The following is a 21,183-nucleotide window of genomic DNA, read 5'->3' as shown; positions in this document are numbered from 1 at the left end:
TCTTATCTCGTTCCCGCGCTTCACAGGTTCTGCAAAAAATGCAGGACTATCCATACTCCCGCCCTCACGCGTTGCGTGCAAGCGGGGTATATGTCGTAACGATTGAATTAACGGAAGGGAGGAGCGTAGAGGATACCCCCTTCGTTCCAGAGGGCGTTCAGGCCACGATCGATCTGAAGCGGTGATTCTGCACCCACGTTACGCTCAAAGATCTCCTCATAGTTACCCACCTGCTCGATAATCCGCAGAGACCAGTCATCATCCAGGGCAAGACCTTTACCTTTAGGGCCGTCAATACCCAACAAACGGCGTACATTGGGATCAGAAGATGCTTTTTGCGCGTTGATATTGCCCGAGTTCAGGCCCAGCTCTTCGCCATTAATCATGGCGGCCAGGCTCCACTTGACAATGTTGAACCACTGGTCATCGCCCTGACGCACCACAGGACCGAGCGGCTCTTTTGAAATCACTTCTGGCAGAACCACAGCAGCATCAGGCTTGGACAAACGAACTCTCAAGGCATAAAGCTGAGATTGATCAGAAGTCAGGACATCACAACGCCCCGCATCAAAGCCTTTTGCCGTACTGTCAGAGGTATCAAAGACCACGGGCTGATACTCCATATTATTAGCCCGGAAGTAATCAGCAAGATTCAGCTCACTGGTGGTACCGGACTGGATACAGATAGAAGCACCATCCAACTCTTTGGCACTTTTCACACCCAGATCTTTCTTCACCATAAAGCCCTGGCCGTCATAGTAAGAGACGCCGGTGAAGTTCAGGCCCAGGGAGGCATCACGGGTCAGGGTCCAGGTGGTATTTCTGGAGAGCACATCAATCTCTCCTGATTGCAGAGCGGTAAAACGCTCCTTAGCGGTAAGCGGTACAAACTTGACCTTGTCAGCATCTTTCAAAGTCGCTGCGGCAACGGCACGACAGACATCAACATCCAGCCCACTCCACTGTCCTTTATCATCCGGGTTACTGAAGCCCGGAAGGCCGGTGCTGACACCACAGGCCACATAACCTTTTTCCTTTACCGACTCCAGCGTTGCCGAAGCACTGGCGACCGGTGCCAAACCCGCTGCCGCCAATGCACCCAGCGCAGCGACTGTTTTCAGACTTTTCAGCATGAGAACGTTCCTTTGGTGTTGTTATTATTTTCAGCACGGGACTGTCCGGCACAGGTTAATCCTGCTCAACCGCCTGACAATTTCAACCGCGCTTTAGCTCATGGTTTTTCAACCATACCTGCAAGCAAAAACACTAGCAACTGTTATGCCGCTCATGTTTGTCCTGGCCATACCTTCCTTATTGTGCAAATTGCTCAGCCTGTGCCAAACCTTGCAAAGAAAGTCGTTCAGCGGCTTTCCGGGTTATGTATTAATTGTGTTAAACTGCCGTCCACCTTGATAACCATGCAGTGATAATTCTTCCAATGTCTCAAAGAATCAGCGAACACTACAAGGCCATTATTGAGTCCGTCGGTGAGGATATTCATCGGGAAGGCCTCAGAGATACGCCGCTTCGCGCTGCCAAAGCAATGCAATACCTGACCAGAGGCTATAGCCAGACACTGGAAGAGATCGTTAATGGTGCGGTGTTTGAATCCGACATCAGCGAAATGGTCGTGATCAAAGACATAGAACTGTACTCAATGTGTGAGCATCACCTGCTGCCCTTTATTGGCAAGTGTCATATTGGCTATTTACCCAATGGCAAGGTGCTCGGCCTGTCAAAATTTGCCCGCATTGTGGATATGTTCGCCCGCCGCCTGCAGATTCAGGAAAACATGACCAAACAGATTGCCGATGCCATTATGGAAGTAACCGACGCCAAAGGGGTTGCCGTGGTAATTGAAGCGCAACATATGTGCATGATGATGCGCGGTGTGGAAAAACAGAACTCATCCATGACCTCTTCGGTCATGCGTGGCCTGATGAAAGACAATCAGCCAACCCGGGAAGAGTTTCTGCGTTTTATTCGCTGAGAACCTAATCATGGGCAACAAAAAAGCCAGCATTTGCTGGCTTTTTTGTTGCCTGGATTCAACACCAGTCCAGAATCACTTTTCCAGACTGCCCGGACCCCATGATTTCAAAACCTTTGTCAAAATCATCAACCGGGAACCGGTGCGTAATGATTGGAGAAATATCCAGACCAGACTGCAACATGCTGGTCATCTTGTACCAGGTCTCAAACATCTCACGGCCATAAATACCTTTGATCACCAGACCTTTGAAGATCACCTGGTTCCAGTCAATCACGGTATCACTGGCTGGAATGCCCAGCAGTGCAATCTTGCCACCGTAGTTCATATTTTCCAGCATCTGCTTAAATGCACGACCATTGCCGGACATTTCAAGGCCCACATCAAAGCCTTCAACCATGCCCAGCTCAGCCATCACTTCCGGCAGATCGGTATTGGCAACATTCACAGCGCGGGTCGCACCCATTTTACGGGCCAGATCCAGACGGTATTCGTTGACATCGGTAATCACCACATTGCGGGCACCGACATGCCGACAGATGGCTGCCGCCATAATGCCGATGGGTCCGGCACCGGTAATCAGTACATCTTCTCCCACCAGGTCAAACGAGAGTGCAGTGTGAACCGCATTACCAAACGGGTCAAAAATGGCGGCCAGGTCATCACTGATGTCATCAGGAATCGGGAAGGCATTAACCGCCGGAATCACCAGGTATTCGGCAAACGCACCGTCACGATTGACGCCAACACCCACAGTAAAGTTGCAGAGATGACGGCGGCCGGCACGGCAATTACGGCAGTGGCCACAGGTAATATGGCCTTCACCGGACACCCGCTGACCAACCTCAAAGCCACGCACACCGTCACCCATGTCAACGATTTCGCCGACAAATTCATGGCCAACGTGCATACCCACCGGAATGGTGTTCTGCGACCACTCATCCCAGTGATAGATATGCATGTCAGTACCACAAATGGCGGTTTTGCGGATTTTGATCAGTACATCGTTGTAACCCACTTCTGGCATGGGGCGGTCTTCCATCCAGATTCCGGGTTCTGCTTTGCTTTTGGCTAATGTCTTCACAGTGTCTGTTTTCTCAATGGGCTTGCTATTCAGAATAGCAAGCCAGCGTGTGTGAATCAGTGGATAACGCCCAACTCTCGACCAACCCTGGCGAAAGCGGCAATGGCTTTGTCCAGGTGCTCTCTGCTGTGGGCAGCGGACATCTGGGTACGAATTCTCGCCTGCCCTTTTGGCACCACCGGGAAGGAGAAACCAACCACGTAAATCCCTTCTTCCAGCATACGGTCGGCAAACTGGCCAGCCAGTGACGCATCACCCAGCATCACCGGTACAATCGGATGATCGGCTCCGGCCAGGGTAAAGCCCAGTCTGGTCATTTCGGCGCGGAAATAGTCGGCATTATCACGTACCTTCCGGCGCAGTTCTGCGCCTTCAGCCAGCATCTCAAACACTTTGATCGAAGCGGCAGCAATGCTGGGTGACAGCGTGTTGGAGAAGAGGTATGGACGGGAACGATTACGCAACCAGTCAATCACTTCTTTTTTACCGGAGGTGTAACCACCGGAAGCACCACCCAGTGCTTTACCCAGGGTACCGGTGAGAATATCCACACGTCCCATAACATCACAGAACTCAGGAGTACCAACCCCTTTCTCACCAATAAAACCGGTGGCATGACAGTCATCCACCATCACCAGCGCACCGTATTTATCCGCCAGATCGCAGATGCCTTTCAGGTTGGCGATAACCCCATCCATGGAGAATACGCCATCGGTAGCAATCAGTTTGGTTTTGGCACCGGCAGCCTCGGCCGCCTGCAGTTGCGCTTCCAGATCGGCCATATCGTTATTGGCATAGCGGAAACGTTTGGCTTTGGACAGGCGCACACCATCTATGATACTGGCATGGTTCAGCGCATCACTGATAATGGCGTCATCCGGCCCCAGGATGGTTTCAAACAGACCACCATTGGCATCAAAACAGGAAGGATAGAGAATGGTATCTTCCATGCCCAGGAACCGGGAGATATGAGCTTCCAGATCTTTATGAACAGTCTGGGTACCGCAGATAAAACGTACGGAAGCCATGCCAAAGCCATATTGATCAAGCCCCTGTTTACCCGCTTCAATCAGCTCCGGTGCATTGGCCAGGCCCAGGTAGTTATTGGCACAGAAGTTAAGTACTTCATCACCGCTCTCACCATTGGAGAGCACTTTGATTGCAGCCTGTTGCTGGGAACTGATCACCCGTTCACTTTTATAAAGCCCTTCCTGTTTGAGCTCATCCAGCTGCCTGCGCAGCCCTTGATAAAAATCGGCCTTCATTTCGACTCCTGTTCTCGGTAATTTCCAGCATCCCGCCTTTGAGCATCTGCCAGGGGCACAGTTTTCCCGGGAGGCTGTCAGGCCAATGGGGATGTCTTTCTGTCATCAACCAGATCATTGTAGATGATTGGCCTAATAGTGGATCAGCGAGGAATCCCATTGAACCGGCATTTGTACCTATTATCAGGGCTTTTGCGCCAATTCACCTGATAATCCGGTGAGTCACTACTGACGTCTGGTTCAGTGGTTGAAGCAGCAATTCCAGGGAGAAATCAAAGGCTGCCTGAGAATACCGTACGCACCATCAAGGCGGTCATGGCGGCAGCCAATGGTTGGCTGAACAGTCAAAACAGGCATCCTTCAACAGCATTCCGTTGAACCTTTTGGAAGAACAATGGGTCTAACAAAAGTAAAGTTCAAAGATAATTGGCAACTGATGAATTTCATCACCCGGAGTTTCTTGCCACATGGATAATGTACATTCGACCAGCAGTTGTTTTCTGTGCCATAACGTTCGGGCTCCTCGTAGTACCCCACCCGCTGACGCTGATATGGTCAACTGCGCCCGGGGTCACGCATTTCATCGCGACTGCCTGATTCAGCGGGATTGCTTCCGGCGTTGCCCCCTGACTGACTGTAACGCCCACATTCCCTGCTTTGTCAAACCACTGGCTGACCGCCTGGCTCGATCATTACTGCCTTATATTGGCCTGGAGGAGCTACTTGATAGAGTGGTCATGGCCGACACCCAGCAAACTGGCGTTTCCCCGGAATATGCCCGGCAATTCGTTTCAGAGTCGGAGATTTTATCGGAGTACCTCCGGCGAATGCTGCCCGGGTCGATGAGCTCTGTAACCTTTAGCCTGGCGGCTATAATTGTGACCTCCTTAATTACCAATTACCTGTTGCCACCGCTACCAGACTTTTTCGGTTCCCGGGATAATTCTGCCAGTCCTCCCATGGAGGAGGTGTTATTGCCGAGGGATTAGGTTTCAATGGCTGTGTTGCCGTTCTGACACAGTGGTTTTTGAGAGGCCTCTCTGTCAGGTGAAGAGAGGCCTGAGGAAAGGTTTATGGAAGAGTCAGAGAGGCCACAATGGTATCCACCACCGAGTCCACAGAAGCATTATCCGCCACCTCATCTTCCGAGGTAATCAAGACGGCCACCTCAGCCTTGAGTAACGCATCCGCCCTGGCAGCCCACTGTTCATCATCACTGCCAATCACCAATGGATAAAACCCACGATCAAACAGCTGTCGTTCAATAATTTTGGCATGCTGGCTGGCAACTTTGAACACACCGCCTTTCTGACCCAGACGCTGTTGCCGATGGACTCTGGAGAGAGAATCCTGCTGAGTACGCTCACTGACTCCCCGTACCATACCGGCAGCAACCGTGGCGTTACTGAGCCGGTCAATAACAATAAAGGCACCGGTCTGGCGGTTACGCTGGTAGCTGTCCACAGGCACAGCCCTGGTCAGCCTGAGCTGGCACAGGCCAATTTCATTAAGTGCCAGCTGCTCTGCCGGGTGATGGTCCAGAGAGTTCACATCAACCCGGTGATCAACCCCGGCAAAACTGCCCGGAACCTTGCCGGCAGAAAACTTGATCTGATACTGCCTGCCAGGGCTCATGGGCTGTTCCGCCATCCACACCAGATCCACATCCAGATCAGCAGCCACCTGAACACTGCTGTCCCGGTGCACCAGCATATCACCACGGCTGATATCAATTTCATCGGTCAGGGTCAGGGTAACCGCCTGACCCGCATGGGCTTCAGGCAGATCCCCATCCCAGGTCACAATGCGGGCAATGGTGCTCACCTGACCCGAAGGTAGTACCTTGATCTGATCGCCGGGCTTGAGTTTGCCGGAGGCCAGCGTTCCTGAAAAACCACGAAAATCCAGGTTAGGGCGATTGACGTATTGAACCGGGAAGCGGAAGTCATCCAGGTTACGGTCCCGGGCAATCTCGACATTTTCCAACACGTCCATCAGAGTACTGTCACGATACCAGGACATCCGTTCGCTGCGGTGTACCACATTGTCGCCTTCCAGTGCCGACATCGGCACAAACTGGATATCACCCAATTGCAACGGTTCTGCGAAATCAAGGTACTGGTTACGAATCTCTTCAAACCGAGCCTTGCTGAAATCCACCAGATCCATCTTATTGATGGCCACGACAATATGCTTTATGCCCAGCAAGCTGGCTATGTAGGTATGCCGACGGGTCTGGGTCAGCACGCCCTGACGGGCATCAATCAAAATAATCGCCAGATCACAGGTGGAAGCGCCGGTTGCCATATTTCGGGTGTACTGCTCATGCCCGGGCGTATCGGCAATGATGTACTTACGTTTTTCGGTGGAAAAATAACGGTAGGCGACATCAATGGTAATGCCCTGCTCACGCTCTGCCTGCAAACCATCCACCAGCAGCGCCAGATCCAGTTTTTCCCCCTGGGTTCCTACACGTTTACTGTCGTTTTCTACGGCAGCCAGCTGATCTTCATAAATCATGCTGGTGTCGTGTAAAAGACGGCCAATCAGGGTGCTTTTACCATCATCAACACTGCCACAGGTGAGAAAACGCAGCATCTCTTTCTGTTCATGACGGTTCAGGTACTCTTCGATATCGCTGGCAATAAGTTCAGATTGGTGTGACATCAGAAATACCCTTCCTGCTTTTTCTTTTCCATGGAGCCGGCACTGTCATGGTCGATCACCCGACCCTGTCGCTCAGAGGTTCGGGTCAGGAGCATCTCCTGAATTACTTCGGTCAGTGTATCGGCTTCCGATTCTACGGCACCGGTCAGCGGGTAGCATCCCAGGGTTCTGAAGCGTACTTTGCGCATCCGGGGTTGTTCACCGGGTTGCAGCGGCATCCGCTCATCGTCCACCATAATCAGGTTGCCATCACGCTCCACCACCGGGCGTTCTTTAGCAAGATACAGTGGCACAATAGGGATCTGTTCCAGGTGGATATATTGCCAGATATCCAGCTCCGTCCAGTTTGACAGCGGAAATACGCGAATACTCTCGCCCTTCTCAACCTGGCTATTGTAGATATTCCAAAGTTCCGGTCTCTGGTTTTTCGGATCCCAGCGATGGTTTTTGTCGCGAAAAGAGTAAACCCGCTCTTTCGCCCTGGATTTTTCCTCATCCCGGCGGGCACCACCAAACGCAGCATCAAAGCCGTATTTATCCAATGCCTGCTTAAGTGCCTGGGTTTTCATCACATCGGTATGTTTTGCGCTGCCATGGGTAAATGGCCCGACGCCCTGCTCCAGACCTTCCGGATTGGTATGCACCAGCAGCTCAAGACCCAGTCTTTGTGCCAGCTGATCCCGGAACTCAATCATTTCCCGGAATTTCCAGGTGGTATCTACGTGTAATAAAGGAAAGGGCGGTTTACCCGGGTAAAAAGCTTTCATGGCCAGATGCAGCATTACGGCAGAATCTTTGCCGATAGAGTAAAGCATGACAGGGTTTTCAAACTCAGCAGCCACTTCCCGAATGATATGGATGCTTTCCGCTTCCAGCTGTTTTAGATGGTTGAAGTCTTGATCCGACATGCATTTCGACCTAAAGCGAAGTTATTGTTGTGCTCTAAGTGAAATACTATCAGTGAAAATAGAATAATAAATTCAAAATCTATATTGTTTTTATATATAAATATATCGCTTGCTGATTCTCCCTGAATTCAGTGGTGAACCCGTCAGCTAAATCCACAGTCACGATACTCAAAGATGCTTCGGCGTATCAGGGCACCCGGATACGCCGGGCCTGCAACAAAACGTCAGCAGGCCCTTAAACTTCGTTCTATCCAAGCGCCATGATCTTTACAGCACAATGCTGCTGAACACAAAACCGGCGATCACAGAGAACACAATCGACATCAGACCTGGCAGCATAAAACTGTGGTTAAACACATACTTGCCAATGCGGGTCGTGCCAGTGCTGTCAAAGTCGATAGAGGCAATGATCGGACCGTAGTTAGGTACAAAGAAGTAACCGTTCACGGCTGGGAACATGGCAACCAGAGACGCCACGGGCAAACCAAGCGCCACACCCAGAGGCATCAATGTCGAGGTGGTGGCACCCTGACTGTTCACCATCACCGACAGAACAAACAAGGCGATGGCAAATGCCCATGGAGCACTTTGTACCAAGTCAGAGATACTGCCTTTCAGCAGCGCATCGTGGGCACCGAAAAAGCTGTCGCCCAGCCAGGCAATACCGAAGATAGCAATAATTGCCCGCATACCCGCCAGGAATACATCACCACGGCTGGCTTCAGCAACATCTGCTTTACCCAGCCAGACAATCAGTGCCGATACCGCCAGCATAATGATTTCAATGGTGTGCGCCATGGACATGGCAGAACCATTGAACTGAGGACGTAACCCGGGAATGGCCCCCATCAGAACCACCAGAACGGCACCAAACAGGAACAGCAAAACGGAGATTTTCGCCCCAGGCTTCAGTTCAACTGCAGAAACCGTGGTGGTTTCTTCCATCTTGCGGCGAAACTCCGGGTCTTGCATACGACGCTGATATTCAGGGTCATCCTTCAGCTCTTTACCCAGTTTATTGGTCACCAGGGCGGCCAGGAACAGGCCAACCATGGTTGCCGGAATGGTTGTGCCCAAAATTTGTCCCAGGGTAATGTCATACTTTGTCGACATAATGGTCAGCATGGCAACGGTGGCAGCGGCAATCGGGCTGGCAACAATACCCACCTGAGAGGCAATGACCGCCATGGACATAGGACGCTCCGGGCGCACACCGGTACGGCGGGCTACTTCGGCAATCACGGGCAGCACAGAGTAAGCAACGTGGCCAGTACCGGCAAACATGGTGAAGAAGTAAGTGACCGCCGGCGCAATAAAGGTAATACGCTTTGGATTTTTTCTGAGAATACGTTCCGCCAGCTGTACCAGGTAATCCATACCGCCGGCTGCCTGCATACAGGCAGCGGCAGAAACCACCGCCAGAATCATCAACATGACATCAATCGGTGGTGAAGTCGGCTGAATACCGAACAAAAAGGAGAGCGTGGCAAGACCCACACCACCCATCAAACCAAGACCAATCCCCCCGATACGTGCACCCACCAGGATGCACAGAATCACAATGGCCAACTGTAGCCAGATCATAATTACCACCCCCAACAACACGACAGTGCTGTTCAAAACGACAAAACAAAAATGCCTCGCTGCTTTGGGTAATCCCTTAGGCTTAACAGCGAGGCAGAAAAAAGCGAGGACAAGTGTACGAGAGTTATTTTTTATACAGATTGACTTACAGCAACAATTTCAACGGCGTTTAAATAATTAATGAATGTGCTATTCAACTGTAATCAAAGAAGAACAAGCGACCTGTTTTTTCTAACAACACGGCACAGAGTTAATAAAAGAAAATTTATACCGGGGAATCGATATCAACAAACTCATGCTCAATGCCCGTTTCCTCATACAGCCAGCGAGCCAGTGCCTGAACCCCATAACGCTCGGTAGCATGATGACCGGCACTGATATAGTGAATGCCATTTTCCCTGGCAAAATGCACCGTTGACTCCGAAATCTCACCGCTGACAAAAGCATCCACCCCCAGGTTCAGAGCCTTATCAATCATGCTTTGAGCGGCCCCGGTACACCAGGCGATGGTATTTATGGGGTGGCTTCCTCCGGCAATCACCAGTGGGTCACGTCCCAGCTTGCCGGAAATTTCCTGGCTCAACTCATCCAGCGACAGTTTTCGCCCTGTTGTGCCCCAGTTACCCACCGGCAATTTGGCTCCCGGCTCCATGCCACCTACGACATCCCACCCCATCAAGCGGGCAAGCTCTGCGTTATTGCCAAACAGCGGATGGGCATCCAGTGGCAAATGATAGGCCACCAGGCTGATATGGTTCGCCAGCAGCGTTTCAATGCGCCGACGTTTGCTGCCGGTAATCACCGCGTCTTCACCTCGCCAGAAATACCCATGATGAACCAGAATGGCATCGGCCTTCAGTTCAATGGCCCGGTCAATCAGCGCCTGACAGGCGGTAACCCCTGTGACAATCTTCTTTATCGGGGAGTCCGCTGCCGGGCTGGCATCGACCTGAATACCATTGGGGCAGTAATCTTTAAACAGACCAGGCTGTAACTCCTGATCCAGTAATGCCACCATTTCTTTTAATGTCATATCTTGTGATGTGGGCACCATTGGTTCTCTCCATCCTTACATCGCTGTATATTAAGAATCGTATTTTGTTGGTCTCATTATAATCACATAACGGCAATTCCCATGGGCTGCGAATGAAAAAACTGCTTAAGTCGATGGGCTTACCCATCCTGATCGGGCTATTAACCGCGATTACAGTGCTGCTGATCAGGCCTGAGTTCGGTGGTATTTCAGAAAAATCCCGCAACCGCTTTATTGAACAATCCTCCAGAGTGTTCAATGTCACCGGGCAGGTTTCCTACAGTGATGCCGTGAAAAAGGCCGCACCAGCTGTGGTCAGTATCTCTACCAACAGCCTGTCTCAGCGTGGTGACAGCAACCTGCCACTGCCCCAGAGAACCCATGCCCGCAGCACCCCGGAAGGTTCCGGCGTTATTGTTGATCCTGAAGGTTATATCCTGACCAACCACCATGTGATTCAAAATGCGGCCAGGCTGATGATTAGCCTGCGCGATGGCCGGGAAGTCAAAGCCCGCATTATTGGCACCGACCCGGAAAGTGATCTTGCTGTGTTGAAAGTCAACCTGAAGGATTTGCCTTATCTGGACCTGGTGGACTCTGGCAGCGCAGAAATTGGTGATGTGGTGCTGGCCATTGGCAACCCATTCGGACTGGGACAGACGGTGACCATGGGCATTATCAGCGCCACCGGCCGGAATGACCTGCAACTGAATACCTATGAAGACTTTATCCAGACCGATGCCGCCATCAATATCGGCAACTCCGGTGGTGCCCTGGTCAATGCCTATGGTGATCTGATTGGCATCAGCACGCTATTGTTTTCCCGTGGTGGTGGCAGTGAAGGGGTTGGCTTTGTGATTCCTTCCAATATGGCCCGCTTTGTTATGGATTCCATCATTAAATATGGCCGGGTGATTCGGGGCTGGCTGGGTATTGAGTCACAGCCACTGAGCTCGGCACTGGCAGAAGCCTACGGTGTCAGCACGAAAATTGGCATTTTGATTACCGGGATTTATGAAGATGGTCCTGCCGACCGGGCGGGGTTGCGACGTGGCGATATTCTTACCGGCATCAATGGCCAGAGCACCCGGGATGGCCGCAAGGTAATGAATATGGTGGCCCGTATTCCACCGGGCCAACAGATGACCATGCAGGTGTTGAGGGATGGCGAAGCAATTGAGTTAACCGCACAGGCAACGACAAGGCCAACTATTGTTAACTGAATGCAATGGACTAGCCCGGATATTTCACTAGTTATTATGAAAATTCGAGCCACCCATGAAATTAGCCATATCGCCAGAGGGGCGACAATCCTGACCATCGGGGCCATCGTTTGAAAAAGGGTCAACGTTTTGCATTCCCCAGCATCCCTGAGCCCCGGATTGGTGCTTGGTCTGGTCTTTTTTGGAATAGATAGCCTTATAATACGATGTCAGGTTAATCCCATGGGAATACACAGGTTTCTCACTATCAAGTGTTTTGTAGTTCACATCACTCGAACCCAATCTTCTGGTACGGATCTCAAGCGTTGAATTGCTAATCACTTCAAGGGGGTGATTCGGGTGTTCGGAGCAAAAAACATATTCCAGGCGTTGCTGCTTAAAACCCGGTTTTAATGGCACATAAGGGTCTTTTGGTTTACATCCCTCGCCTGGAGTGACTGGGTAAAAGGTTGTGATAACGGCATAATGACCTGCTGATACTTTGGATGCTTCTGCTTTAAATGCTGCTCCTGCTTTTGAGCCAAGCTTACTTGCTACTGATTCCGCTTCCTTGCTGGGATTATGAACAGAAAAGAGGCGGACGTAGCAGTCACAATCTCTAATCTTGACCAATTTTCCATCACGCGAAAAACTATTAATCTGGGATATGTTTGGGTTTTTATCTGCGTGTGTTAAATAGAGGTCTTTTTGCGTGAAGACAGTCAGGGTGCGAGTTTTACCGACACCTGTCAAAACAAATGACCTAGTATCTTTTGGATTTAATGAAGAATTTCCGATGAGCTTGAGAAATTCATCATGTGTTGTACCAAAGGAAATGGTTGGCATGCTGCCACTGCTTGCGTTCATAATAATATCTCCCTGATTGGGAACCGTTAAAAGGATTCGTTCTACGCCAACAATCCTGTTAGCTCTTTATATATATGACTTCCAGTTCAGGCAAAAGTTCAAACATTATCCTTGAAAAACACCGGTTAAATCTTCAGCGGGTCGTAGACAAACGCTTTTAAGGAATCCTTCAGTGGCAGACAGTCAGAGTCTGTTGACAGCACTTCTGCCAACAATATCCGATTTTGCACCAGGCGTTGACGAATACAGGTTCGGGCACAGGCTTGCAGCGATCCGGGTTGATAAACGGGTATATGATTGCGCAGGGAATCAATGATTTCGGGGGCACCCCCTCCAGCTTCAGCACTCTTCAGAGCTGTCCAGCCCAGCTGGTTACAAACACCGGGATCGGCACCATTATCCATCAGAATCCTGACAAATTCCGGGTTTTGATTTGCTATCCCCAGATGCAGCGGGGTATCGCCATCTTCACCACGGGCATTGGGGTCAGCGCCGTTAGCCAGTAAGAGCTTGAGCAGCTGGACAGCGCAGCCATCATCTCTGTTTACCGCAAAATTCAGCGTGGTCTGGCCATAATTGCTGCAAGTATTGGGGTCAGCACCGTTAGCCAGCATCAGCCTGACTTCAGCAACAGGACGCAGTTTTTCTACCAGGCAGTTCAACGTGGTTCGGCCAGAGCTGTTGCACAGGTCGGGATCGGGATTGGCACCGTGATTCAACAGTGTATGGACAATATCGGTGTGTTGTTTAGATACTGCCTTGTAAAGTGGGTTCAAGGTCCAGACGCCAAACGTGTCGGGGTTGGCACTGTGAGCCAGCAACTTGTCAACTATTTTGCACGCCCCTTGTTCCGCCGCTTTATTAAGTGGGGTAAAACCGAACTGGTCAGGAATATCAGGGTCAGCACCGTGCTCCAACAGAGTACTTACGGCCGAAAGATTGCCACAGATAACGGCACATTGCAGGGGGGTACGGTTCAGTGCAGTCACGGCATTAAGATCGGCACCGTGATTCAGCAGGCAATTCAGGAGCAGCGCGGTCTGATCGTTGCTGTTCCTTGTAGCAAAATGCAACGCAGTAAAGTGGCCGCTATCACAGGTTTTCGGGTCTGCTCCCCGGTCCAGTAAGGCTTTGACCCTATCATAATTGCCATGCCAGGCAGCATCGAGCAGCTGGTCGTTGAGAGCTGGCGGGTCATCATATCTGACGACTGATGTCGTTTTATCACCCCTCGATAACGGTAATCTTCGGTTACTTGCCGAAGCGGCGGCAAATCCTGAATTGATGTCTGCTGAGGTGCCCGGCTGCTGCAGAGACAGCAAAGGCGTTGCAGGTAAACTGCCGGTGGGTTCCTCCGGATGGTCGCTTCCAATCCAGGGATACAGACATTGTCTGATACTTGCGAACATTTCGTTAAAACGTCAGTGGGTTGAACACAAATTTTTTCAACGTATTTGGCAACGGCAAACGTTGAGTGACTACTGACAGCGGTTTGGCCCGGTTTTTTTTCGGAGTCATCTGTGGCTGCACCCGGGTTGCACGAATACAATTTCGGGCACAAACTTTCGTCGCCCCGGGTTTAAAGGGCTCACGCAGGGCATCAATGATGTGCACAGGTGCCCCTGTAGCGAGGGCAGCCTCCAGGGCGGTCTGGCCTGACTGGTTGCGAATATCAGGATTGGCACCATGGGCCAGCAACATGTCAACACAGGTTGAGTTGCTTTTCTTTATCGCCAGATGCAGCGGGGTTTCGCCCTTTCTACTCGCCTTGTTGGGATTGGCACCATGAGCCAGCAAATCGTCAACCATGTTGGTGCGCCCGTTAAAGACTGCATGATCCAACGCGGTACTACCGTCATTATCAGGAATATTGGGATCGGCACCTTCGCCCAGTAGAATGTTAACGGTCAAAAGTGAAAATACGCCATCAATGACAGCATTGCACAGCGGGGTGTGTCCCATACTATTACGGGCATTAATATCGGCACCGTGATCCAGCAGGCACTTCAGGAGCATGACGGTCTGATTGTCTGGTTTCGATCCGGCCCAGTGCAGCGCCGTCCAATGAGCGAGGTCATGGACTTGCGGATCAGCCCCGTGATCCAGCAAGGCCTTGCAGACATCATAACTGCCTTTTTTGGCAGCCAGAAGCAGAGGTATGAACTCTTCATTAGTCAACGGATCGATAGTGGAGATATTGGGGTCAATCCCTCTGTACAGCAGTGTCTTGAGACATTTGTGCACTCTGTATGAGTCCCTGAACCAAAAAAGCGGGTAGCGGCCTTGCTGGTCACAGAGATTGGGATTGATTCCCTGCTCCTCCAGCAGGTTCAGCAGGTCGTAGAGGGCTGACAGATCACCTTTCCTCCCGTTCCTGATTGCTACTGCCAGTTGATCACCCAAATCACCCAAATCGAGGTCAGACGTCGATGAATGTATGTTCCCGTTACCCGGGGAAGCCACCGCACGTGCTGAAATATTTCCTTCGCTGGCAACGGGTTGCTGGAGAGAAGGTAATGGCTGTGCGTGCCAACCCTCGGCCGTTGCCTTCGAATTGGCCGTGTCATCCCGGGATAAACATTGTCTGATGTTTGAGTACGTTTCGTTAACAGCCAGCGGGTTGGACACAAATTTTGTCAAAGGATCTGACAACGACAGGCGTTGAGATTTTATTGATAGCGGTTTTGCCCGAGTTTTTTTCAGGGTCATCTGTGGCCGCATCAGGGTTGCACGAATACAGTTTCGGGCACAAATCTTCAGCGGCATGGGTTTAAAGGGCTCACGCAGGGTATCAATGATGCGAGGAGGTGACCCTGCAACAACGGCAACCTCCAGGGCAGTCTGGCCTGACGGGTTGCGAATATTGGGATTGGCACCATGGGCCAGCAGCATATCAACAAAGGTTGAGTTGCTTTTCTCTATCGCCATATGCAGCGGGGGATCGCCCTTTATGCTCACCTTGTTGGGATTGGCACCGTAAGCCAGGAGCATATCCACAATACCTGTCCTTTGCCCGCGTAATGCCTCGTACAGTGCGTTGCTCCACCCGATTTCATCGAGCTTATCACCAGACGTATCAGGAGTGGCACCATGAGCCAGCAAGTCGTCGACCATGCTGGTGTTTCCTCTGGAGACTGCATAGTCCAACGCGGTAAAACCTTGATTATCAGGAATATTGGGATCGGCCCCTGCGTCCAGCAGGACGTTAACGGCCGAAAGTTCACCGCGGATGATGGCATTGCACAGCGGGGTGCGCCCCGGATCATTACGGGCATTAATATCAGCACCGTAATCCAGCAGGCACTTCAGGAGCATGATGATCTGCCTGTCTCCTGCCCATGTGGCCAAGTGCAGCGCTGTGTAATTAAGGCTGTCACGGGCTTGCGGATCAGCTCCGTGCTCCAGCAAGGCCTTGCTAACCTCATAACTGCCGTTACTGGAAGCCTGAAGCAGGGGTATGTACTCTTTATTATTATACGGATCAATGGTGGAGATATTGGGGTCAACCCCCCTGTCCAGCAGGGTCCTGAGGATAATGGACGCTCTGAAATTATCACTGACCCAATAGAGCGGGTAGTGGCCTTGCTGGTCGCAGAGATTGGGGGCAATCCCCCGCTTCTCCAGCAGGTTCAGCAGGTTATCGAGGACTTGCAGGTCTCCCTTCCTGATTGCCGCTGCCAGTTGATTGCCCAAATCACCCAAATCGAGATCAGACGTCGATGGCTGGATGCTTCCGTTGCCTGTGGAAGCCACCGCACGTGCTGAAATATTTTCTGCGCTGACAACAGGTAGCTGCTGAGAAGATACAGGCTGTGCGTGGGAACCCTCGGCCGTTTCCTGCGGATTGGCAGAGTCATCCTCGGGAAATAAACACTGTTTGATGTTTGGGTACATTTCTTTAAAAGTCAGTGGGTGGGACACAAATTTCTTCAAGGGTTCTGACAACGGCAGGTGTTGAGATGCTATTGTCAGCGGTTTTGCCCGGTTTTTTTTCGGGATCATCCGGGGCGCATCAGGGTTGCACGAATACAGTTTCGGGCACAAATCTGCAGCGACCCGGGTTTAAAGGGCTCGCGCAGAGCATCAATGATGCGAGGAGCTGCCCCTGCAACGGCGGCAACCTCCAGGGTGGTCTGGCCTGACTGGTTGCGAATATTGGGATCGGCACCTTCGCTCAGCAGGATGTTATCGGCCGGAGGATTATCGCCAATGACGACATTGCACAGCGGAGTGTATCCCCTACTATTACGGGCATTAATATCAGCCCCGTGATCCAGCAGGCACTTCAGGAGCATGACGCTTTGTATCTTGTATTCCCATGCGGCCCAGTGCAGCGCTGTCCAATTAGAACAGCCACGGACTTGCGGATCAGCTCCGTATTCCAGCAAGACCCTGCTGACCTCATAACTGCCCCTGTCGGCGGCACAAATTAGAGGTATGTGCGTTTTTCTATTCCACCGATTGGCAGTGTCATCCCGGGAAGATGAACATTGTCTGATACTTGCAAACATTTCGTTAAAGAGTCAGTGGGTTGGACACAAATTTTTTCAACGTATTTGGCAACGGCAGGCGTTGAGATACTATTGACAGCGGTTTTGCCCGAGTTTTTTTCGGGGTCATCTGTGGCTGCATCTGGGTTGCACGAATACAGTTTCGGGCACAAACTTTCAGCGACCAGGGTTTAAAGGGCTCACGCAGGGCATCAATGGTGCGAGGAGGTAACCCTGCATCTACGGCAACCGCCAGGGCGGTCTGACCTGACTGGTTGTGAATATTGGGATTGGCACCATGGGCCAGCAGCATGTCAACACAGGTTGAGTTGCTTTTCTCTATTGCCAGATGCAGCGGGGTATCGCCCTTTTTGCTTGCCTTGTTGGGATTGGCACCGTAGGCAAGGAGCATACTCACAATGTCGTTTGCGTATTGCCTGCCTAATGCCACGCAAAGTGGGTTGCTCAACCCGTAGCAGTGGATGCTGCCAGACGTATCAGGATTGGCACCATGAGCAAGCAAGTCGTCGACCATGTTGGCGCGCCTGTTAAAGACTGCATAGTCCAGCGCGGTTTTACCATCTTTATCAGGAATATTGGGATCGGCACCTTCGCCCAGCAGGATGTTAACGTTCAGAAGTTCTTTATGAAGGACCGCAATGCACAGCGGGGTGTGCCCATCATGATTACGGGCATTAATATCGGCACCGTGATCCAGCAGGCACTTCAGGAGCATGACTTTCTGTTCGCTTAATTTCCGTGCGGCAAAGTGCAGCGCCGTCCACCCGCAGTCATGGGCTTGCAGATCAGCTCCGTGGTCCAGCAAGGCCTTGCTAATCTCATAACTGCCATTTTCGGCAGCCAGAAGCAGAGGTATGTACTCTTTATTAGTCAACGGGTCGAAAGTGGAGAAATTGGGGTCAATCCCCCTGGTCAGCAGGGTCTTGATGACATCTGACACTCTGTTGAATCGGTAACTGATACAATAGAGCGGGTGGTGGCCTTGCCGGTCACAGAGATTGGGGTCAATCCCCCGCTCCTCCAGCAGGTCCAGCAGGTTGTCCACGGCTTTCCGGTCACCATCACTGGTTGCTGCTACCAGTTGATCGCCCAAATCAACCAAATCGAGATCAGACGTCGATGGATGCATGCTCCCGTTGCCTGGGGACGCAACCCCACGTGAAATATTTTCTGCGCGGGCAAAAGGTTGCTGGAGAGAAGTTACTGGCTGTGCGTGGGGATCCCCAGCCGTTTCCTCCGGATTGGCAGCGTCAGGTGAACATTGTCTGATGCTTGAGTACATTTTTTTAAAAGTCAGTGGGTTAGACACAGATTTTGTCAAATGATCTGCTAACGGCAGGTGTTGAGATTCTTTTGACAGCGGTTTTATCCGGTTTTTTTTCGGGGTCATCCGGGGCCGCATCAGGGTTGCACGAATACAGTTTCGGGCACAAATCAGCAGCGACCCGGGTTTAAAGGGCTCACGCAGGGCATCAATGATGCGCGGAGGTGCCCCTGTAACGAGAGCAACCTCCAGGGCAGTCTGGCCTGACTGGTTGCGAATATTGGGATTGGCTCCATGGGCCAGCAGCATGTCAACACAGGTTGCGTTGCTTTTTTCTATCGCCAGATGCAGCGGGGTATCGCCCTTTTTGCTCGCCTTGTTGGGATTGGCACCGTAAGCAAGGAGCATATACACAATGTCGTCTGTGTATTGCTTACTTAATGCCGTGCACAGTGTGTTGCTCCACCCGTAGCTGGAGATGTCGCCGGGCGTATCAGGATTGGCACCGTGAGCCAGCAAGTCGTCAACCATATTGGTGCTCCTGTTAGAGACTGCATGGCCTAGCGCGGTACGACCGTAATTATCAGGAATATTGGGATCGGCACCTTCGCTCAGCAGGATGTTAACGGCCAGAAGAATGTCACCAATGACGGCATTGCTCAGCGGGGTGCGTCCCATACTATTACGGGCATTAATATCAGCACCGTGATCCAGCAGGCACTTCAGGAGCATGATGCTCTGTTTGCCGAATTTAAATGTGGCCCAGTGCAGCGCCGTCCAATCAGAGCCATCACGGGCTTGCGGATCAGCTCCGTATTCCAGCAAGACCTTGCTGACCTCATAACTGCCGTTTTCGGCGGCACAAAGTAGAGGTATGTTCTCTTTTCTATTCCACGAATCAATGTTGCAGAGATTGGGGTTCGCTCCCCTGTCCAGCAGGGTCTTGAGAATTCTGTCAGCTCTGCCCTGGCAACTGGCCCAATAAAGCGGGTAGTAGCCTTGCCGGTCGCAGAGATTGGGGTCGATCCCCAGATCCTGCACCCGGTTCAGCAGGTTGTTGACGGCTGCCAGGTCTCGCTTAATGATTGCCGCTGCCAGTTGATCGCCCAAGCCCCGCAAATCGACATCAGACGTCAGTGGATGTAAGCTCCCGTTGCCTGGGGAAGCCACCCCACGTGCTGAACTATTTTCTGCGCTGGCAACAGGTTGCTGGAGAGAAGATACTGGCTGTGCCTGGGGACTCCCAGCCGTTCCCTCAGGATTGCCAGTGTCATCCCGGGAAGATGAACATTGTCTGATGCTTGAGAACATTTCGTTAAAGAGTCAGTGGGTTGGACACAAATTTTGTCAAGGTATTTGGCAACGGCAGGCGTTGAGATACTATTGACAGCGGTTTTGCCCGAGTTTTTTTCGGAGTCATCTGTGGCCGCATCAGGGTTGCACGAATACAGTCTCGGGCACAAATCTTCAGCGACCTGGGTTTAAAGGGCTCACGCAGGGCATCGATGATGCGAGGAGATAGCCCTGCATCTAAGGCAACCGCCAGGGCGGTCTGGCCTGACCGGTTGCGAATATTGGGGTTGGCACCGTGGGCCAGCAGCATGTCAACACAGGTTGAGTTGCTACTTGCTATCGCCAGATGCAGCGGGGTATCGCCATTCTTGCTCGTCTTGTTGGGATCGGCACCGTAGGCAAGGAGCATACTCACAATGTCGTCGTCTGTGTATTGTTTACTTAATGCCTCGCAGAGTGGGTTGCTAAACCTGCCGCTGTGGATGTCACCGGGCTTATCAGGATTGGCACCATGAGCCAGCAAATCGTCGGCCATGCTGGCACTCCAGCGAAGGACTGCAAAGTCCAGCGCGGTACTACCATCTTTATCAGGAATATTGGGGTCGGCACCTTCGGCCAGCAGGATGTTAACGGCCAGGAGTTCGTTATTAAAGATGGCAATGCACAGCGGGGTGTGCCCAAAATGATTACGGGCATTAATATCGGCACCGTGATTCAGCAGGCACTTCAGGAGCATGATACTCTGATCGCGTACTTGCCGTACGGCCAGGTGCAGCGCCGTACAATTACGGCAGTCATGGACATGCGGATCAGCTCCGTGTTCCAGCAGGACCTTGCTGATTTCATACTTGCCATTTCTGGCAGCCAGAAGCAGAGGTTTGTTCTCTCTATTAGTCAACGGGTCGACGGTGTTGAAATTGGGGTCAACCCCACTGTTCAGGAGGGTTTTGAGGACATTGGACAGTCCGCTGTGTCTTTCACTGATCCAGGAGAGCGGGTGGTGGCCTCGCCGGTCACAGAGATTGGGGTCAATCTTCCGCTCCTTCAGCAGGCTCAGCAGGTTGTCCACAGCTTTCCGGTCACCCTTCCTGATTGCTACTGCCAGTTGATCGCCCAAATCACCCAACTCAGAATCAGACGTCGATGGATGCATTCTTCCGTTGCCCGGGGAAGCCACGGTACGTTTTGAAATATTATCTGCGCTGGCAACGGGTTGCTGGAGAGAAGATGATGGCTGTGCATTGGAACTCCCGGCCGCTTCCTCCGGATTGTCGATGTCATCCCGGGGCAATAAACATTGTCTGATGTTTGGGTTCATTTCTGTCCTTCGGTCCGTTGCTGGAAAATCCCAAAGAGGAAAGTTGATACCTGTCTTTTAGTTCCTGAATCTGGTGTGTCATCGCTTTAAGAGCCAAATGGCAAAATAGAGGCTAGTTCAAAAGGCCTATTGCGCAACCCTGTTGCCTGTGTTTTGTTCTGATGCCCACGGCGCTGCGGTGATGAATTCCCACGGTG

17 protein-coding genes are annotated in these 21,183 nt (G+C 51.7%); 4 read left to right on the top strand and 13 right to left on the bottom strand.

What is annotated here, in order from left to right; genetic code table 11:
* Positions 1–107: 107 nt before the first annotated feature.
* Positions 108–1,121: an amino acid ABC transporter substrate-binding protein gene (locus J7438_RS03115; protein WP_503003884.1), complete on the bottom strand. Its 1,014-nt coding sequence runs from the start codon at positions 1,119–1,121 to the stop codon at positions 108–110.
* Between the two features lie 317 nt (positions 1,122–1,438).
* On the opposite strand from J7438_RS03115, the gene folE reads away from it, so the two are divergent.
* Positions 1,439–1,990 carry a GTP cyclohydrolase I FolE gene (gene folE / locus J7438_RS03110; protein ID WP_209202543.1) on the top strand — a complete coding sequence of 184 codons (552 nt, stop codon included), beginning with the start codon at positions 1,439–1,441 and terminating at the stop codon, positions 1,988–1,990.
* 58 nt (positions 1,991–2,048) lie between these two features.
* Here the strand turns inward: folE and tdh are convergent, their stop codons facing one another.
* Both tdh and J7438_RS03100 read right to left on the bottom strand, forming a co-directional pair.
* Positions 2,049–3,074: an L-threonine 3-dehydrogenase gene (tdh, locus tag J7438_RS03105; protein ID WP_209275418.1), complete on the bottom strand. Its 1,026-nt coding sequence runs from the start codon at positions 3,072–3,074 to the stop codon at positions 2,049–2,051.
* 56 nt (positions 3,075–3,130) lie between these two features.
* The gene (locus J7438_RS03100; protein ID WP_209275417.1) at positions 3,131–4,339 is read right to left on the bottom strand and encodes a glycine C-acetyltransferase; all 1,209 of its coding nucleotides are present in this window, start codon (positions 4,337–4,339) and stop codon (positions 3,131–3,133) included.
* A 243-nt stretch (positions 4,340–4,582) separates the two neighbouring features.
* Here J7438_RS03100 and J7438_RS27575 point away from each other — a divergent pair, with 243 nt between their 5' ends.
* Together J7438_RS27575 and J7438_RS03095 are read left to right on the top strand one after the other, a co-directional pair.
* Positions 4,583–4,717, top strand: a complete 135-nt coding sequence (locus J7438_RS27575; protein ID WP_286196356.1) for a hypothetical protein — start codon at positions 4,583–4,585, stop codon at positions 4,715–4,717.
* 89 nt (positions 4,718–4,806) lie between these two features.
* The gene (locus J7438_RS03095; RefSeq protein ID WP_209275416.1) at positions 4,807–5,328 is read left to right on the top strand and encodes a hypothetical protein; all 522 of its coding nucleotides are present in this window, start codon (positions 4,807–4,809) and stop codon (positions 5,326–5,328) included.
* An 82-nt stretch (positions 5,329–5,410) separates the two neighbouring features.
* Here the strand turns inward: J7438_RS03095 and cysN are convergent, their stop codons facing one another.
* The 4 genes from cysN to J7438_RS03075 form a co-directional block, all read right to left on the bottom strand.
* Complete coding sequence (gene cysN, locus J7438_RS03090) at positions 5,411–7,006, bottom strand: sulfate adenylyltransferase subunit CysN (protein WP_209275415.1); 1,596 nt, start codon at positions 7,004–7,006, stop codon at positions 5,411–5,413.
* Positions 7,006–7,914, bottom strand: a complete 909-nt coding sequence (gene cysD / locus J7438_RS03085) for a sulfate adenylyltransferase subunit CysD (RefSeq protein ID WP_209202551.1) — start codon at positions 7,912–7,914, stop codon at positions 7,006–7,008. The genes cysN and cysD overlap by 1 nt, the downstream gene beginning before the upstream one ends.
* A 267-nt stretch (positions 7,915–8,181) precedes the next feature.
* The gene (locus tag J7438_RS03080) at positions 8,182–9,498 is read right to left on the bottom strand and encodes an anaerobic C4-dicarboxylate transporter family protein (RefSeq protein WP_209275414.1); all 1,317 of its coding nucleotides are present in this window, start codon (positions 9,496–9,498) and stop codon (positions 8,182–8,184) included.
* 265 nt (positions 9,499–9,763) lie between these two features.
* Entirely contained in the window at positions 9,764–10,531 is a 768-nt protein-coding gene (locus tag J7438_RS03075) for a Nif3-like dinuclear metal center hexameric protein (RefSeq protein ID WP_209275515.1), read from the bottom strand.
* A gap of 113 nt (positions 10,532–10,644) precedes the next feature.
* Here J7438_RS03075 and J7438_RS03070 point away from each other — a divergent pair, with 113 nt between their 5' ends.
* Positions 10,645–11,754 carry a S1C family serine protease gene (locus J7438_RS03070; protein ID WP_209275413.1) on the top strand — a complete coding sequence of 370 codons (1,110 nt, stop codon included), beginning with the start codon at positions 10,645–10,647 and terminating at the stop codon, positions 11,752–11,754.
* A 27-nt stretch (positions 11,755–11,781) separates the two neighbouring features.
* On the opposite strand, the gene J7438_RS03065 is transcribed toward J7438_RS03070, so the two are convergent.
* The 6 genes from J7438_RS03065 to J7438_RS03040 all read right to left on the bottom strand — a co-directional run bounded on the left by J7438_RS03065 (position 11,782) and on the right by J7438_RS03040 (position 20,986).
* On the bottom strand, positions 11,782–12,600 hold the full coding sequence (locus J7438_RS03065) for a hypothetical protein (RefSeq protein ID WP_209275412.1): 819 nt from the start codon (positions 12,598–12,600) through the stop codon (positions 11,782–11,784).
* A 125-nt stretch (positions 12,601–12,725) separates the two neighbouring features.
* A complete protein-coding gene (locus J7438_RS03060) occupies positions 12,726–14,009 on the bottom strand; it encodes an ankyrin repeat domain-containing protein (protein WP_209275411.1) in 1,284 nt (427 codons plus the stop codon).
* Between the two features lie 4 nt (positions 14,010–14,013).
* Positions 14,014–16,494, bottom strand: coding sequence for an ankyrin repeat domain-containing protein (locus tag J7438_RS03055; RefSeq protein WP_209275410.1), 2,481 nt, complete (start codon positions 16,492–16,494; stop codon positions 14,014–14,016).
* Between the two features lie 104 nt (positions 16,495–16,598).
* Positions 16,599–17,111 (bottom strand): ankyrin repeat domain-containing protein, encoded by a 513-nt coding sequence (locus J7438_RS03050; protein ID WP_209275409.1) that lies wholly within the window; start codon positions 17,109–17,111, stop codon positions 16,599–16,601.
* A 4-nt stretch (positions 17,112–17,115) separates the two neighbouring features.
* Positions 17,116–19,686, bottom strand: a complete 2,571-nt coding sequence (locus tag J7438_RS03045; protein WP_209275408.1) for an ankyrin repeat domain-containing protein — start codon at positions 19,684–19,686, stop codon at positions 17,116–17,118.
* 4 nt (positions 19,687–19,690) lie between these two features.
* The gene (locus J7438_RS03040; RefSeq protein ID WP_209275407.1) at positions 19,691–20,986 is read right to left on the bottom strand and encodes an ankyrin repeat domain-containing protein; all 1,296 of its coding nucleotides are present in this window, start codon (positions 20,984–20,986) and stop codon (positions 19,691–19,693) included.
* Positions 20,987–21,183: the final 197 nt, after the last annotated feature.

Origin of the sequence: Thalassotalea sp. G20_0, from assembly GCF_017744175.1 — a bacterium.
Classification (GTDB): domain Bacteria; phylum Pseudomonadota; class Gammaproteobacteria; order Pseudomonadales; family Endozoicomonadaceae; genus Endozoicomonas.
This window is presented reverse-complemented; position numbering and strand designations above follow the sequence as displayed.

Bases quoted from the DNA above. Each gene is read 5' to 3' on its own strand.
- folE (WP_209202543.1), top strand. From the start codon at position 1,439: ATGTCTCAAAGAATCAGCGAACACTACAAGGCCATTATTGAGTCCGTC.
- J7438_RS03100 (WP_209275417.1), bottom strand. From the start codon at position 4,339: ATGAAGGCCGATTTTTATCAAGGGCTGCGCAGGCAGCTGGATGAGCTC.
- J7438_RS03095 (WP_209275416.1), top strand. From the start codon at position 4,807: ATGGATAATGTACATTCGACCAGCAGTTGTTTTCTGTGCCATAACGTT.
- cysN (WP_209275415.1), bottom strand. From the start codon at position 7,006: ATGTCACACCAATCTGAACTTATTGCCAGCGATATCGAAGAGTACCTG.
- cysD (WP_209202551.1), bottom strand. From the start codon at position 7,914: ATGTCGGATCAAGACTTCAACCATCTAAAACAGCTGGAAGCGGAAAGC.
- J7438_RS03080 (WP_209275414.1), bottom strand. From the start codon at position 9,498: ATGATCTGGCTACAGTTGGCCATTGTGATTCTGTGCATCCTGGTGGGT.
- J7438_RS03075 (WP_209275515.1), bottom strand. From the start codon at position 10,531: ATGACATTAAAAGAAATGGTGGCATTACTGGATCAGGAGTTACAGCCT.
- J7438_RS03070 (WP_209275413.1), top strand. From the start codon at position 10,645: ATGAAAAAACTGCTTAAGTCGATGGGCTTACCCATCCTGATCGGGCTA.
- J7438_RS03065 (WP_209275412.1), bottom strand. From the start codon at position 12,600: ATGAACGCAAGCAGTGGCAGCATGCCAACCATTTCCTTTGGTACAACA.
- J7438_RS03060 (WP_209275411.1), bottom strand. From the start codon at position 14,009: ATGTTCGCAAGTATCAGACAATGTCTGTATCCCTGGATTGGAAGCGAC.
- J7438_RS03055 (WP_209275410.1), bottom strand. From the start codon at position 16,494: ATGTACCCAAACATCAAACAGTGTTTATTTCCCGAGGATGACTCTGCC.
- J7438_RS03050 (WP_209275409.1), bottom strand. From the start codon at position 17,111: ATGTTTGCAAGTATCAGACAATGTTCATCTTCCCGGGATGACACTGCC.
- J7438_RS03045 (WP_209275408.1), bottom strand. From the start codon at position 19,686: ATGTTCTCAAGCATCAGACAATGTTCATCTTCCCGGGATGACACTGGC.
- J7438_RS03040 (WP_209275407.1), bottom strand. From the start codon at position 20,986: ATGAACCCAAACATCAGACAATGTTTATTGCCCCGGGATGACATCGAC.